At 44.9% G+C, this 15,645-nt stretch carries 16 protein-coding genes and 1 other RNA gene; 9 read left to right on the top strand and 8 right to left on the bottom strand.

Going from position 1 to position 15,645, the window contains the following annotated elements; translation table 11 throughout:
* Nucleotides 1-54: 54 nt before the first annotated feature.
* The 4 genes from P150_RS0114820 to P150_RS0114805 form a co-directional block, all read right to left on the bottom strand.
* Nucleotides 55-1,965: an ATP-binding protein gene (locus P150_RS0114820; protein WP_028898383.1), complete on the bottom strand. Its 1,911-nt coding sequence runs from the start codon at nucleotides 1,963-1,965 to the stop codon at nucleotides 55-57.
* 5 nt (nucleotides 1,966-1,970) lie between these two features.
* Nucleotides 1,971-2,174, bottom strand: coding sequence for a helix-turn-helix transcriptional regulator (locus P150_RS0114815; protein ID WP_028898382.1), 204 nt, complete (start codon nucleotides 2,172-2,174; stop codon nucleotides 1,971-1,973).
* Nucleotides 2,175-2,341: 167 nt separating this feature from the next.
* Complete coding sequence (locus tag P150_RS0114810) at nucleotides 2,342-2,653, bottom strand: helix-turn-helix domain-containing protein (RefSeq protein ID WP_028898381.1); 312 nt, start codon at nucleotides 2,651-2,653, stop codon at nucleotides 2,342-2,344.
* A gap of 3 nt (nucleotides 2,654-2,656) precedes the next feature.
* Complete coding sequence (locus P150_RS0114805) at nucleotides 2,657-2,995, bottom strand: helix-turn-helix domain-containing protein (protein ID WP_028898380.1); 339 nt, start codon at nucleotides 2,993-2,995, stop codon at nucleotides 2,657-2,659.
* 223 nt (nucleotides 2,996-3,218) lie between these two features.
* On the opposite strand from P150_RS0114805, the gene P150_RS0114800 reads away from it, so the two are divergent.
* Together P150_RS0114800 and P150_RS0114795 are read left to right on the top strand one after the other, a co-directional pair.
* Nucleotides 3,219-3,497 (top strand): helix-turn-helix domain-containing protein, encoded by a 279-nt coding sequence (locus P150_RS0114800; RefSeq protein WP_028898379.1) that lies wholly within the window; start codon nucleotides 3,219-3,221, stop codon nucleotides 3,495-3,497.
* A 38-nt stretch (nucleotides 3,498-3,535) separates the two neighbouring features.
* On the top strand, nucleotides 3,536-3,835 hold the full coding sequence (locus tag P150_RS0114795; RefSeq protein WP_028898378.1) for a helix-turn-helix domain-containing protein: 300 nt from the start codon (nucleotides 3,536-3,538) through the stop codon (nucleotides 3,833-3,835).
* A gap of 63 nt (nucleotides 3,836-3,898) precedes the next feature.
* On the opposite strand, the gene P150_RS0114790 is transcribed toward P150_RS0114795, so the two are convergent.
* Nucleotides 3,899-4,261, bottom strand: coding sequence for a hypothetical protein (locus P150_RS0114790; RefSeq protein ID WP_028898377.1), 363 nt, complete (start codon nucleotides 4,259-4,261; stop codon nucleotides 3,899-3,901).
* A gap of 18 nt (nucleotides 4,262-4,279) precedes the next feature.
* Entirely contained in the window at nucleotides 4,280-5,515 is a 1,236-nt protein-coding gene (locus tag P150_RS0114785; protein ID WP_028898376.1) for a site-specific integrase, read from the bottom strand.
* Between the two features lie 707 nt (nucleotides 5,516-6,222).
* On the opposite strand from P150_RS0114785, the gene P150_RS0114780 reads away from it, so the two are divergent.
* Nucleotides 6,223-7,584, top strand: a complete 1,362-nt coding sequence (locus tag P150_RS0114780; protein WP_028898375.1) for a dipeptidase — start codon at nucleotides 6,223-6,225, stop codon at nucleotides 7,582-7,584.
* 97 nt (nucleotides 7,585-7,681) lie between these two features.
* Here P150_RS0114780 and P150_RS18230 read toward each other — a convergent pair whose 3' ends face one another.
* Entirely contained in the window at nucleotides 7,682-7,744 is a 63-nt protein-coding gene (locus P150_RS18230) for a hypothetical protein (RefSeq protein WP_369793337.1), read from the bottom strand.
* An 11-nt stretch (nucleotides 7,745-7,755) separates the two neighbouring features.
* Nucleotides 7,756-8,463, bottom strand: a complete 708-nt coding sequence (locus tag P150_RS0114775; RefSeq protein ID WP_028898374.1) for a DUF695 domain-containing protein — start codon at nucleotides 8,461-8,463, stop codon at nucleotides 7,756-7,758.
* Nucleotides 8,464-8,701: 238 nt separating this feature from the next.
* On the opposite strand from P150_RS0114775, the gene P150_RS0114770 reads away from it, so the two are divergent.
* From P150_RS0114770 to P150_RS0114745, 6 genes are all read left to right on the top strand, one after another.
* Complete coding sequence (locus P150_RS0114770) at nucleotides 8,702-9,031, top strand: nucleotidyltransferase domain-containing protein (protein ID WP_028898373.1); 330 nt, start codon at nucleotides 8,702-8,704, stop codon at nucleotides 9,029-9,031.
* On the top strand, nucleotides 9,025-9,204 hold the full coding sequence (locus P150_RS0114765) for a hypothetical protein (protein WP_028898372.1): 180 nt from the start codon (nucleotides 9,025-9,027) through the stop codon (nucleotides 9,202-9,204). Before P150_RS0114770 ends, P150_RS0114765 begins: the two co-directional genes overlap by 7 nt.
* Nucleotides 9,205-9,293: 89 nt before the next feature.
* Nucleotides 9,294-9,693: a transfer-messenger RNA gene (gene ssrA / locus P150_RS17245) on the top strand.
* A 747-nt stretch (nucleotides 9,694-10,440) separates the two neighbouring features.
* Nucleotides 10,441-11,973, top strand: a complete 1,533-nt coding sequence (locus P150_RS18225; protein WP_028898370.1) for a glycosyltransferase — start codon at nucleotides 10,441-10,443, stop codon at nucleotides 11,971-11,973.
* 41 nt (nucleotides 11,974-12,014) lie between these two features.
* Nucleotides 12,015-14,204 (top strand): DUF4922 domain-containing protein, encoded by a 2,190-nt coding sequence (locus P150_RS18220; RefSeq protein ID WP_369793331.1) that lies wholly within the window; start codon nucleotides 12,015-12,017, stop codon nucleotides 14,202-14,204.
* Between the two features lie 97 nt (nucleotides 14,205-14,301).
* A complete protein-coding gene (locus P150_RS0114745) occupies nucleotides 14,302-15,588 on the top strand; it encodes an MFS transporter (protein WP_028898368.1) in 1,287 nt (428 codons plus the stop codon).
* The last annotated feature ends 57 nt before the right edge of the window (nucleotides 15,589-15,645 follow it).

Genomic DNA, 15,645 nt, shown 5'->3' with positions numbered 1-15,645 from the left:
ACAAAAGGACGAACTACAATTGTTGTAATTCGTCCTTTTAGAATTTATACCATTTCAGAACAACTTCAATTTGGATTGTTGATATAAAGCCATTCCGGGAATATCATCATACATTGCTGCTAATTTATTCCTAAGTCCAAACATTCGTTTCTCTGCAGTATCAACAAGTTGGTCAAAATCTGTCAAGAAGATGCTTCCTTCATCTTTAGAACCTGCACGATACTGACGTTGTAACCCTTTTGCCACTTTATCTCCTACGACAAAAGCTGTTATTTTTGCAGTATTAATTCCCAATGCAATCAAACTGTCTACATAGTCAGTAGCTTGATTTCTTTCTTTACTTGTTATTTCAAAGCCTCCTCGTTTTAGTTCAACTATCAGAACTTTGGTTATTGTAGCTAGCTCATTATCACCAAACTCTTCCACACCTGTCATTGAAAGAGAGGTACTATCAGCTAAAACGACAAGGTCTGGTCTTCTATTTGTTTTTACCCCGACTTCATTCTGAACATCCATTTTGAACAGGCTTCTCATTACAGTCTGAAGTTGTCTGTTAGAGGTATATTCAGGAGTATCGTATTCGGGACCGAAGAGCCATCGTGATTCGGTTACAAGAGGATGCAAAACATGTAATTCATCCGTGTCCTTTTCTTTAGAAAGTTTTCTTATTGCTTCAATGATGGATAGGCGTCTATCAATTTCACTCAATACGGTGAGGGCATCCTTTACAGACCACTTATTGAGTATCGTATTAAGACCGGTAATATCTTCTTCCGTAAGTTGAGAGAGTTTCATTAAAAGTTCCTGTCCATTTTTCGATGACTCTAAATTTAATACAGCTTCAACAGCAATAGATATTGTCTCTTTAGTTGCTGTAGGAGAATTTATCGAAATGTTCTCTATGATTTCATCTACCTCATACTGAGCCAATGGAGAAGCTTCTTTTAATTTAGTCGCCAATTCCTTCTTCACAATAGCCTTTGTTTCTTCTAAATTCGCCTTTGCTGTTTGTTCAAACATTGTCTTCACATACTCTGCAACTGTTCGGTACAAATTCTCGGTTTCATTTGTATTTTTGAAGCCACTCCAATCTTCCCTGACCAATTCTGCCAATTCATTGCTTTGTATTACGATCGTATATCTCTTAGCAAGGGCGGTTTGACCGTCTAAATAGAAAACAGATCCTAATATCCATGATGGAATACCAATCAAACGACCGCTTTCCCAAAAAGCAATTCCCTGATAAATACTTTTACGAGACGATTTTTTTGAATCTACAAAGTTCGCTGTAATGTTATATCCATCGGGAGTCGTTAGTTCAGTCGTATCCAACAACCCTTCCATTTGATCTAAGGAAAGCTGTTGTTTGTTTACTTCGATTACAAACTCGGGATCGTGTAGGAAACGAGAGGATATTATTTCTCTGATTTTATCCACATTTGGAAGGTTTCTTTCAACACGAACTTCCAACCTTGTACCATGTTTTGAAGAGGATGAGATATTTTGTTCAATAACTGCGATCGCTTGATCTTTTATTTTAGTTGAAACTGTAAGGGAAAGTTCTTTACCGTTTTTTGAAGTGACAATATGATATTCGTCATTAAAGCATAAAAGGCTATGCCTGCCAATACCATTACGACCATAAGCCATGCGAGGACTTCTTTTCTTTTTATCTGGAAATAGAACCTGTTTGCCTTGATGTGCTAGTTTGTTATATCCCAGTGTCATCCAACGTTGTTGAAATTCTTCTTCTGTCAAGCCATTTCCATCATCTTCTACGACAAGGATTTCTCCATATTCATCAGGAATGAAGATGCTTACTTTTGTAGCACCAGCATCCCAAGCATTTGCAACAAGTTCTGTCAAAGCAATATCAGCTTGGCTGGTTATAGAACTGTTCAACGTTCTAACAAGGTAGTCTTCTTCAAAAAGAGAGCGATATATGGGTTCGGATTTCTTATTCATAGTATCTATTTATAGTCATTATCAACTAAAAGGGCTGATGTCTTTACTTGCAATATTCTTGATATCCGATATAAAATCTCAAGAGAAGGCTGTTGTCGATTACAAGCATAAGCGTTTATGGTACTAAAACTTTTATTAAGTTCCTTCGCCAACCACTTTTGGGAAATGCCCTTTTCCTCAAGAACTTCTTTTATTCTATTTAGTCTCATCATATTTACAAAAGAAATGAGTGCGTGTAATTTGCTACAAAAATAGTGAATAATTCTCTATACACCTAATTTCTGAATAGGAAAATCATTTTTTATGTGCAAATCCCGCCTCGTCATCACGACGGGACGGGATTTTACGCGTACAAAACAAAAAGCAAAGATTGTTTCTATGTTTTTCTTTTGCGTTTCCTTTTCATATTCTCGGTGAAATGGTGCTTCATAAAGGCGGTTATCTCCGATTCAAGATACCACGTCTTGTGGTAGATGATATGGAATGGGAGCGTTCCCGAATCCCGGTAACGCTGCAAGGTTCGCTTGCTGACTTGCAGCATCATGCAGACCTCCTGATTGTCCAAAAGCGGCTCGCCGTTGAGCATCGGACGTTGGGGAATGTCGGGAATGGTCTGCTTCAGATGGTCGAAACGGGTCATAATCCGTTCCATCCATTCAAGAAAAGTGTCTCTGTCCAATAGTTCCATACGCTATTTCGTTCTCTTGGTTTTAAGTAGGAAATTCCGTCTAAGTTCTTTTATGTTTTGAGGATTGCAGCACAGGCTTTTCTTGCGTATCGCTTCCTCTATGTCTTTCAAGTCGTAATAGCATCGTCCAAGAATAATCTTGTAGCCGATACGTTCCGAACTTCGCAGCCTCTGAAGGGTGCGCTGGCTGATGCCGAGTATCTCGGCTAAATCCTTGTTGGTGATCAAGCGGTTTTCATACTCCTCCTTCGCCTGTTCCTCCTTCTCCACATATCGGAGTATCTTCTCTATCTTGCCCATCAAATCATGGTAGGCTTTACTTTCAATCGTAATGACATCCATCGCTCTTTTTATTTGATTATGGTGCAAAGTTCGGACATTAAAATCGTTCGGATTGTATGCTAAATATGTACTGAATAGAGATTTTTATTTCCGGGCATTCAAGTCCGAAGACACTGGCTGTCATATCAAAGCCACAAGCACGCAGTTATATGAAAGTGTCTCTTTCTCACATACGCTGTCATTAAATTTGCATATCGTAATATCCAAACTTAAAAATTGAAACATGGAAGTAATAGCAATCGAGAAGAAAACGTATGAGGCGATGATGGAGCGTTTCCGCATCCTGACTGCCAAGGTCGATGCCCTCTGTCGGGAATCGGACGAGAAGAGAATGGGCAAATGGTTGGACAACCAAGACGTCTGCCAAATTCTGAACGTCAGCTTGCGTACACTGCAAACCTATCGGAGTAACCGGACTTTCCCCTATACAAAGATAGGCTACAAGATGTACTATAAACCGGAGGACGTGCAGAAACTGATAGACAAGTCGGTCTCTCCGTGACACAGTATCTTAATCACCATTAAATCCAAAGTAGAACTATGAGTAATAATGTTAAGACCAAGAATGACGAAGAAATTATGCACTTCCTCAATGCCTCCGACCGTATGATAAAAGGGATAGACGCTCTGAGGAAAAGAAACAGACCGATGCTCCAAGGGCAGCGGTATTTGACGGACGAGGAACTTTCCCGACGGCTGCATGTCAATCGACGCACCCTGCAAGACTATCGCGATATGGGGCGTATCCCGTTTGTCAAATTAGGAGGGAAAGTCCTCTATAAAGAAGAGGAGGTAGAGAAATTGCTACAGGAAAACTACCATCCACGATTTGAAGAATGATGAAAGGAGACAGGCTGCGAGAAATCTTATCTCACAGCCTGTCTCCTTTTATTCGCACTCCTCTTAACAAAGCCGTCCGCCAACGGTATAGCAGATTATCATAGGTGGAGATGAAACTTTCTTCTCCGAAAGTTTTCCTATTATCCATCTTCGCAAAGCCTTTGCCTCTGGCGTGGCTATACGAAACGACAGCATCGTTATCATTTCCATACTGTACAAATCAATAAATCCTTGTTCAGAGCGGATTGTTCTCATCGCTTCCGCCTCCATCAGGAGACCTTCTTTGAATATCGTTTTGATTTGTGCGTTCACCTTGCCGGAGAAAGCCCCGAGCAGGTCGGCAATCTCGCAAACTGACATCCAAACGGGAGCAGTCGGGATGTGTATGTCTCCATTCCCGCTAATGGTTATGATTTCTCTTTTCATCGTGCGTCCTCCTTTTCATTATATGATGATATCGCTGAATTGCTCTATCTTACTTAACTTGTCGGAAAGGGTATTCATGTCCTGACTCTCTTTCTCGTGGGTGATTTTAGCATAAATCTGTGTCGTGCGGATATTGGTATGCCCGAGCATCTTGGAAAGCGTTTCAATGGGAACTCCATTGGTCAGACAAATTTCCGTTGCCATGGTATGGCGACTGGTGTGCCACGTTATGTTCTTCTCTATTCCGCAAAGCCCGATGATTGTTTTGAGGTTCTTGCGAGCGGTAATGTACTGCGGAACGGGCAGGAGATAATTTTCCTTTGCCATACCGTCGTACTTTTCGATAATCCTCATGGGAATGTCCATCAGCATAATGTTGGATTCCACGCCTGTCTTCTGTCGCTTGGTCATAATCCACAACTTACCGTCAAATGAAGTCTGCACATTGTCTTTGGTCAGGTTCTTCATATCGGTAAACGACAAGCCGGTAAAGCAGCAGAATACATACAGGTCACGCACCAACTCCATTGACTTGCGGCGAAACTTCAAATCCATCATTTGACGTATCTCGTCCTTGGTCAAATAATCCCTTTCCGTACTCTCGGCGGAGATACTGTAGTCCACGAACGGGTCTCGAACTATCCAGCCGTGATTTTGGGCAATGGTAATCATTCGGCGCAAAGGCATCATGTAAATCCATACGGTATTGTTGCAACACTGTTTTTCCGTGCGAAGGAAAATCTCAAAGTCCGTGATGAATGCGGGAGTAAGCTCTCGCAAGGCAATATCGCTCAGACGGTAGCGTGTCCTGATGAATTCTTCCAAGTGCTTATAGACCGTGCAATACTTGTCGTAAGTGGATTGGCTTCGTAAGCCTGCATCGACCTGCTTGGCAAAATCTTCATTGTGTTGGGCATAGACCGTCAGCAGTGTCTCGTGCCGCATCTCCAGACCCCAAAAAGCGTTTTTTACTTTCTCCGCTGTGACATAGTTGTCCCTTTCGGCAATCTCCTTGTATTTGGCATTGATACCCACCCGGATCTTATCCAAGAAGCGGTTGGTCTCCAATGCCACGGCACTCTTTCCCGAAGCCCGGTTACTCTTGACATCCCATAGATTGGGGAGGATGTCGCATTTGCAGCTGAACTGTGCAATGGTTCCGTCGATGGTGATGCGACACATCACGGGAACGGAACCGTCTTTCTTAGGGGCGTTCTTTTTGAGGTAGAACAGAACCTTAAACGTACTTCGCATAACTCTGACTCTTTATAAGTTACAAAACTATTTATTGTCAGGTTATCCGCTGATACGCAATTCATTGTACTTTGACGGGAAAGATTCCAAGCATTCATTTTTTTTGCCTTTTTTCTTCCTATTGTCCCTTAATCGAGCTATCTTTGCAGAAGATTTCAGTTGGGGGTTAGCCCATTCGTTACCGTTTTTGCCATTCCTTCCCAGTTAGATATAGGGTAATGTTTTAGTAACGCTGCTCTGTCCAAAGTTGGCAAATGTCCGTCTTTTGGCGGTTTTTCCCAGAATGGTCGAACATTCAGAACTGACTGACCCACAAATCATTTGCTATGTCCGCTCATTTTTTGACCGTTTAGGATAGATTTTCAACGAAAAAGTACGTACTTTTTTAGAGAAGCAAAACAACGTCTCTCTGAATGCAATGGGATTGCAACGTAATTAACTGTTTGTCAGTTGATTATCTTCTTATGAAAACGGGACGGGAAATCTGTGTGGTTTGCACTATTTTCGGGAATTGTTTTTTTATTTTCCTCTCTGCCGTCGGCACGATCGCGCTGTGCGGCAGAATTTACACCTTATATATATAGTATGCCGGATACGGAAAGATATTTATGCTTTTGTATCGGTATTGAGAAAAAATTAGTATATTTGCAGAGCATTGCTCTTTGGGCAATGGAACTATGAAAGAAATATCTCAAACATTTATTACTATGATAAAGAAATATGTAGAAGAAAACGAGGCGAGAATGCTCGAAGAGCTTTTCAGCCTGATACGCATTCCAAGCGTAAGTGCGCAACCCGACCACAAGGAAGATATGGTGAGATGCGCCGAAAGATGGAAGGAGCTGCTTCTGGAAGCAGGTGTGGACAAGGCAGAGGTAATGCCGTCGAAGGGCAATCCTATGGTATATGCCGAAAGAATGGTGGACCCGAATGCAAAGACCGTTCTGGTTTACGGCCACTACGACGTGATGCCTGCCGAACCGTTCGAGCTGTGGAAGACAGAGCCGTTCGAGCCGGTGGTGAAGGACGGACACATCTGGGCACGTGGTGCTGACGACGACAAGGGTCAGTCGTTCATTCAGGCCAAGGCTTTTGAATATCTCAACAAGCACGATCTGCTCAAGCACAATATGAAGTTCATCTTCGAGGGCGAGGAGGAAATCGGCTCGGGCAGCCTCGGTCCGTTCATCGAGGAGCACAAGGACTTGCTGAAATGCGACGTGATTCTCGTTTCCGATACCACGCTCATAGCTGCCGACGTGCCTTCCATCACGACCGGTCTGCGCGGTCTGGCATACTGGCAGATTGAGGTAACGGGTCCTGACCACGACCTCCACTCGGGTACTTTCGGCGGCGCAGTTGCCAATCCCGCCAACATTCTCTGCAAGCTCATCGGCGATGTGACCGGTCCTGACGGCAAGATTCGTTTCCCGGGCTTCTACGACGATGTGGAAGAGGCATCAAGGGAAGAGCGCGACCTCGTGGCTTCTATTCCTTTCAATATGGACGAGTACAAGAAGTCGCTCGGCATCAAGAACGTGTTCGGCGAAGAGGGATACAGCACAATCGAGCGCACAGGCTACCGTCCGTCGTTCGATGTATGCGGACTTTGGGGCGGCTACACCGGCGAAGGTGCGAAGACCGTGCTTCCGTCAAAGGCATACGCGAAGATTTCCTCACGTCTCGTGCCGCATCAGGACTACAAGAAGATAAGCCAGCTCGTTGTGGACTACTTCAACAGCGTGGCTCCTGACACGGTGGAAGTTAAGGTGCAGCCGCTCCACGGTGGCTACGGCTACGTTTGTCCTATCGACTTCCCCGCCTACAAGGCTGCCGAGCGCGGCTTTGAGACTGTCTTCGGCAAGCGTCCGTTGCCGGTTCGCATCGGTGGAAGTATTCCAATCATCTCCACCTTCGAGAAGCTGCTCGGTGTGAAGAGCGTGCTGATGGGATTTGGTCTGGAATCGAACGCCATCCACTCTCCGAATGAGAATATGCCGGTAGACCTGTGGAAGAAGGGCATCGAGACAGCCGTACACTTCCATCTGGAGTACGACAAGGAAGCATAAACGCTTAATTCATACAAACAAAATAAAGGAAGACTCGCTTGAGAGTCTTCCTTTATTCTGTTTTATTTTGTCCTATTCTGTTTTATCCGATTTTATTCTATTCAACTATCGTGCATCCCCATCCGTCGTAATCTCCTCCACACTCTTCCGCGGCGTCCAATAAGAGCCACGTTATCCCGTGTATGTCATCGGGAGCATCAACACACGCGATACACCTACCAGATATGGGTACTCGTCGTCCTCTCTTACCTCACGCGAGAACACCTTAAAGCCTTCTTTCTCTGTTTTGGCAATGAAGTCATCGGCGGATTGCTCGTTTTTGAAGAAAGTAAAATGCTCAATGGTACGTTCTTCTGCCAAATTATCATTGTCATTTTGCAATGCTTGGAGCACCTTGTTGTTCTGAATTTCCTGCATTGAATACTTGTCTGGGTATAAAGTTTCAAGATAGCATTCCCATTCTTCGTCCAAATCTACCCAAAGTTTATATTCATAATCAGGAAAATCTTTCTTCAGCCCATTTACAAAAAGGTCTTCCATCCCGGCAGCGTCCTTTACATAGAAGAAGAAATTCACGCGGTTGTTCCACTTCATTAATCCAGCGTCAATGGCATCGCTTTCCTTTAGAATTTCTATAAACCTGTCTTCAATTTTCCAAAGTGAAGGATTTTCTTCCTGAATGGGCAGCCCGGTTTCAGTTTCATTCTGATAATATACAGCCAACTGCAGACGGTATTTATACTCTGCGATAGGAGCAAGTGGATACAGGGCAAGGTTTGTGCGGGTCAATGCCGGCTTGTCGTCTAAGCTCTGCATATACATTCCCCAATCTTCAGGTATCTCAATGGTTTGCTTTTTCAATTCATTCTTGTTTTCCATTATGCGTAATTGTTTAATGATTATTCTCCACAAATTTATATAATAGATATGAATTACACCCGATTTTACAGAAAAACATTCTGAAATAATATATATTTTAACAAAGAAAGCTGTCCCCCTGCAAGAACGGTGGTGGAAATGCTCAAAGGAGAAAACATACTTTGCACTTGCTTATGGAATCCATCTAAATAGGAATTGAAAAGTTGCAGATTTACAGAAGTTTGTTTATCTTTGCATTATGAGAAGGCAAATCACAGACAATGAAGTGTTTAAGTCTATCTTGGAAGTGGCAAGACAGATTAAACCTAAAGACGGAAAGATAATTCTTTTCGGCTCACAGGCACGTGGCGAAGCAACTTCCGAGTCTGATTGGGACATTCTCATATTATTGAACAAGAAGCAGATTAAATCCATTGACCGCGATAAATACAGTTTTCCTTTCTGGGAATTGGGATGGCAGCTCGATGCAATGATTCATCCACTTATATATACGATGGACGAATGGAACAAACGTGCCCATTCTGCATTCTTGCATAATGTAGAAACAGACGGAATAGAACTATGCTGATACCTGAAGAACGCAAAGCCCTGCTGACCTATCGCATAGAAAAAGCCAAGGGAATCCTTGAAGAGGCTAAGTATGATGATATGTTCGATGCTACGGAAGAAGAAGTTAAGCCGTATTTCCCTCAAGTGGAAGCATTCTTGCTCGAAATGGAAAAGTTAATAAACTTTGTATAGAATATTCCCTTCATTAAAAAGAAGATAAAATAAGGGCGTAAAACTCATTTGTTTCAGAAATAATGATTACCTTTGCGCCGTAATATACTGGGCTTGTTTGGATTTGACGGCAAGACGAGATGGTATGTAAGCATGCGGAGCTTCGGTGGCTGGCTCCTAAATCTCAGTTATCAGAAAATTAATTGGCGAAAACAACTACGCTCTCGCTGCTTAATCGAAGTATAGTAGATTATTAGCTTAATTCCGTTACAAGGTGATGGAACGAGACATCGCTCCGAGGATGTTGATCCGAATCCGGAGAGTCAGCGATGCAGACTAAATCGGAAATAGCCCGAGTAGGCCTCGATGCCCGGGTGAAACTTAGAGGATAAGGCTGCAGTTGGTGGTTCAGGTCTTGCTGTAGCTCGAAAACCAAAGGCTGAAATAAGCATGTAGAAAGCGTATGGTTTCCTTGTGCGGACGTGGGTTCGACTCCCACCAGGTCCACTTATTGAGAAGACTGGCAGTTGTTTCAGCAGCTGCCAGTTTTTTTTATATTAATTTAAACAGAGTTCTTGGTTTCTTCTCTACTCAAATGTTCTGAATAATATTTACAAACAGCCCGAAATTCAGCCCTGTTTTTGAAACGCAAGAGAAATAATTTTCAAATATGCAGGTTTTGGACGTGTTTAATAAAACGCTGTATTTCAGTTGATTATGTCTTTGTATAGGTTTGTTTTGGGAAAACAGAAGAAGAAAAGTTCTTTAAAAGGATATTATATCGGAAGAAATGGACTGTTTTCTCGAAGTAAATGTGCGAAAAATCGGATGCAAGTGTGCGAAGAACGCAATACAAATAAGCGAAGAACGTATTGCAAAGTTGCGATAAATGAAAGCCAAAGGCGGTATTTTTGTTTAATGAACGCCAGTTTGATGTCTGTAAATCTCTGGAATGAAAATTTTGAGCGCGCGTTTTTTGGTAATCATTTTTTACAAAGCAAAGTTCTCGCTGATGGATTGAAGAATGATGCGAGACGGCAAACTGGGTTGCAAAACCAATAGTTCCGTAATTTGTTTTGACGAAGCATCTGCACTTTTTATTGCTCCGTCTGTACTTTAAGGTTCTAAAAAAATATTTTTCTTTCGTCTTTTTCGTATTTCTTCTCTATCTTTGCATAGGTTAAGCCAATAGGGCTTTCAAGGGTTTGCAACCGATAGTTGTTGCGCTAGACAACATTTGTAAGAATCAGAAATCTAATGGATATAAGAAGAAAAATAGACTGTTTCCTTCCTTGCGAAGATATGCAGAAGGCTGTTCAGATGGCTGAACAGTTCCAAGTCAGAGGTGTGGTGAATCACATTTATCTGCTCGTTTCGGGCGAAATGAGTGCAGATGCGACATTGCCAGACGGAGTAAGCACGCTCGTGGTAGATAATATCCTGTCGAAACAGGCAATGCTGACGATGGCGGAAAAGACAACTGCCGACTATGCTCTGTTCTATATGAAGACTTCTCCGATAACTTTGGGCTATCAGGCTGTTGAACGCTTTGTGCAGGTGGCTTCGGCCACGGATGCAACGATGGTCTATGCCGACCATTATTCCGTGGAAGACGGCAAGACTGTGAAGCATCCGGTTATCGACTATCAGTTGGGCAGCATCCGCGACGACTTCGATTTCGGTTCGTTGGTGCTCATCGGTGCAGGTGCTTTGAAGGCGTATGCAAAACTTCACGGCGAAACCGATTATAAGTTTGCAGGCTGGTACGACCTCCGTTTGTGCCTTAGCAGAATGGGGACTCTGTTCCATCTGAACGAATTTCTCTATACGGAGGAGGAAAACGACCTGCGTGCAAGTGGCGAGAAGCAGTTCGACTATGTGAATCCACGCAACCGTGAGGTGCAGATTGAAATGGAAAAGGCTGCAACTGCGCACCTCGGGGAAGTTGGTGCGTTGATAGATACGGGCAGATATGAGCAGCCCGATTTTGAAGAAGAGAATTTCGACGTTGAGGCTTCGGTTGTAATTCCGGTTTTCAATCGTGAAAAGACGATACGTGATGCCGTGGAGTCAGCCTTGAAACAAGAAACAGATTTCAGCTTTAATGTGATAGTGGTAGACAATCATTCGTCCGACAGGACCACGGAGATACTCTCCGAATTGGCGGCAGAGGACGAACGGCTGATACATCTTGTGCCGAACAGAAACGATTTGGGCATCGGTGGGTGTTGGAACTATGCCGTAAACGACGAACATTGTGGCCGTTTTGCCGTGCAGTTGGACAGCGACGACCTCTATTCTTCCGAACATACGTTGCAGAAGATTGTGGATGCGTTCCACGAACAGAATGCGGCAATGATTATCGGCTCGTACCGTATGTGCGATTTCGACCTGAACACATTGCCTCCCGGACTTATCAACCACGCCGAGTGGACCGAGGAAAACGGTTGTAACAATGCTTTACGCATCAACGGATTGGGTGCGCCACGTGCCTTCTATACGCCGTTGGCGCGCGAAGTGAAATTCCCCAATACGAGCTATGGCGAAGACTATGCTATGGGATTGGCTTTCAGTCGTAATTTCCGTATCGGCCGCATCTACGAAGAGCTGTATCTGTGCCGTCGTTGGGGTGGCAACAGCGACGCTGCACTGAGTATTGACAAAGTGAATGCCAACAACCTGTACAAGGACAGGCTTCGCACGATAGAACTCAAAGCAAGACAGTTGCAGAACAAACGTGGCGACGAGGAGGGCGCAGGCAAGTTAAACCCTTTTTTTACCGCCAACTGAGCAGTTGGCCTGATGCCGAAAAGCGATTCAACGATCTGAAGTTGGTGCAGACAAAGGCATTGGGCAGTCTGAAAGCTCAGTTCAATCCGGCACGGATGGTAAGCACGGGAGCGAAGATTGACAAAGCTTCGATAGCCAAGCGTCCGTGTTTCCTGTGTGGAAAGAATCGTCCGAAAGCGCAGATGACGAAACGGTTCAATGATAATTTCGATATTCTCGTGAATCCTTTTCCCATCTTGTCCGTTCATTTCACCATTCCGGCACGTGAGCATCAGTTGCAGTTGATAGCCGAACATTACGGCGAACTGCACCAGTTGGTGGACGCTTATCCGGAACTGATGTTTTTCTACAACGGACCTAAGTGTGGAGCGAGTGCTCCGGACCACTTGCATTTTCAGGCCGGTACGAGTGGTTTGCTGCCTTTACAGGAGTCTTGGCCGCAGTTGAGTAGGAATCTTGAACAGTTGTTCGCATTGAATGCCTCTGAAAATATCTCGTTGGTCAAGGATTTTGCTTATCCTGCCATCGTTATCAGGAGCCGTTCGGAAGCAAGCGACGCACGGATGTTCAGAATGGTGTACGATTCGCTGCCTCTGCAGCCCGACGATGCAGAGCCTATGATGAACATTGTGGCGTGGCACGAGGGCAATGACAATCTTTCCGTGATTTTCCCACGCAGGAAACATCGCCCGGCCTGCTACTCGGCAGAGGGCAAAGAGCAGTATCTTATCAGTCCCGGAGCCTTGGATATGGGTGGCCTGCTTATCTTGCCACGACAGGAAGACTACGAACGGATTACGCCCGAACGCCTTGCTGCGATAATGGAAGAGATAGTGCTCGGTGCTGAACAGATGAAAGAAGTGATAACGAAGATTAAGGCATACGCCAATGTGGACGGCGAATCGTTGAAATTTGACAAGCAACCGATGGTAACGGTGGGAATAGTCAGCGGTGAGAGGTTGCGCTTCAGTCTGAATGATGGCTATTCGGCGAAAGGGGAGGAATGTTTGGGCAATCAGGTTGTGGAAATATCCGAAGGAAGCATTCTCTGGAATGGCGAACGATACCACGAACTGGCTTTCGTGCCCAAGCATAAGAACGCATCGTTCACGTTGGAGGATGTAACGATAGGTGTGAATTTCCATTGGGAACGGCAGCAGGCACAGACCTTTCAGGGCGTTTTGCGCTTAGTTGTAGAGGCCGATAAGATATGCGCCATCAACGAATTGCCTGTGGAAACCTATTTGACGAGCGTCATATCGAGCGAAATGAATGCAACCTCGTCTCTGGAACTACTGAAGGCGCACGCCGTTATCTCACGCAGTTGGCTGTTAGCGCAGATGGAAAAGCGCAGAAAAGCCGAAGACGGAGGCGACAATTTCTTCTCGTTTGTGAAGAAAGAAGACGAACTCATACGCTGGTACGACCGTGAAGACCATACCATCTTCGATGTTTGTGCCGACGACCACTGCCAACGCTATCAGGGAATTACGAATGCTGCCAACAAGCACGTGGTGGAAGCCATCCGGCAGACGGCCGGCGAGATACTGATGTCCGAAGGAGAGATTTGCGATGCGCGTTACAGTAAGTGCTGTGGTGGTGCAACGGAGGAGTTTCAGTATTGTTGGGAGAACATCAGGAAGCCGTATCTCGTGCTGCTTCCCGATACGATGCCTGATAATCGTCCCTTGCCCGACCTTACGGATGAGACGAATGCACGCGAATGGATATTGTCTTCGCCCGAATCCTTCTGCAATACGAAGGATGCAAAGGTGTTGCGTCAGGTGCTGAACGACTATGATCAGGAGACACAGGACTTCTATCGCTGGACGCAAGACTATTCTCAGAAGGAGATTTCTGCGTTGATAGAAGAGAAAACGGGAATGAAATTCGGGCAGATTATAGACCTTATACCACTCGAACGAGGCAGAAGTGGGCGCATCTGCCGCCTGAAAATCGTCGGAACAGAGCGCACTTTCATCATCGGTAAAGAGTTAGAGATACGCAGAGCATTGAGCAAGAGCCACCTTTACAGCTCGGCTTTCGTGGTAGAAAAGCGTGAATTGGCAGACGGAATCCCACAGAAGTTCCACTTTGTTGGGGCTGGATGGGGGCACGGCGTAGGGCTTTGTCAAATCGGTGCAGCGATGATGGGCGACAAGGGATTCGCTTACGACGAGATTCTGCTCCATTATTATAAAGGTGCAGAGATAAAGAAGATATACGAATAAAGCGCACAGGCAGTGCTGATAAAGTGTATTGGTAAGGCTGAAAAGGTGCACAGACAGGGAGAAAGAATAAAAAGCAGAGAGCAACGAACACAGGAATATGAACATTAATTTGCAAGGAAGAGACTGGCTTTGGCTGCCTTCGGTGTATTTCACACGAGGGCTGCCCTACGTTATCGTGTTCCTTGTCTCGTTGGTATTCTTCAACCGTATGGGATTGTCGAACGGCGAGATTACGCTGCGCACATCTTGGTTTTTCATTCCGTTTATTCTGCGTCCTATCTTGGGACGTGTGGTTTCCGGATTCGCCACGAAGCGCACTTGGCTGTTGGCAATGGAGGCTCTGATGGCACTCTGTATGTATGCCGTTTCTGTGAGCATTGCCTCTGAATATTGGGAACTGCTCACAAATTTCTTCCTTTTCCTCACAGCATCTACTGCCGTTGTACACGACGTTGCCGTGGCACGCTTCTGCAAATTGGCAATATCGAGAAAGCGACCGATGTTCTCCGGCATTCATTCCATTTTTCTGATGATGTCGGTAATTGCCGGAATGGGAATCCCTTTGGTGTTGGCGGGCAATCTGGAAGTGCTGAACCGAGTGGTAACAACGTCGTGGAACTCTACGTTCAAGCTGCTTTCGCTCACTTTTGTGCTCCTTTTCGTCTATCATCTGATGGTGGTTCCGCGTCCGAACGACAAGTCTTCGATTCCTGTCAGAAGTGGATTGACGCGCCGTTGGTGGCTCGAGACAAAGACCACGTTTATGAGTTTGCCCAATTATGTGGCGTTGTTCTGTTTCCTTTTGCTCTTCCTCATTCCCGAAGGAATGTTCTTCCGCATTGCGCCGTTGTTTCTGATAGACCCCGGAAGCAACGGAGGCCTGAGCCTTTCGCCGCAGGAATTGGGGCTGGTTCAGGGTTCAGTAGGTGCTTTCGCCGCCATTTTCGGCTGTGCGTTTGGCGCAACGTGCATTCGCAAATGGGGACTGAAACGTTGTATCTGGCCGATGGTCTGCGCCATCACGCTGCCGAAAATGCTTTATATCTACCTCAGCTATAATTTCGTTTCCACGCTTTCCATTATTAATATATGTGTGGGAATTGAGCAGTTCGGCTTCGGTTTCGGCATCACTGCCTATATTCTTTTCCTTATTTATTCCTCACAGGGAAAATACTCCACTTTCAAGTTCTCGATGGCAAGTGCCGTTGCGGCCTTCTCGTTGATGATGTCGGGATGGTTTACAGGCAGTTTGCAGGAATATCTGGGCTATCGCAAGTTTTTCGTCATTGTTGCGATAGCCAATGTTCTTCCTTTTATTGTAACGGCTTTCCTTGAAATTTCCAAGCAACTGGAAACTGCTGCAACGGAAAAAGACCCGATGTAGTGAAGGTCTATTTCATCCTATTGGTCGGCGGTCTGCTGTATTTCTTTCCAATTTCCT

It is taken from the genome of Prevotella sp. HUN102 (assembly GCF_000688375.1).
Lineage (GTDB): Bacteria > Bacteroidota > Bacteroidia > Bacteroidales > Bacteroidaceae > Prevotella.
This window is presented reverse-complemented; position numbering and strand designations above follow the sequence as displayed.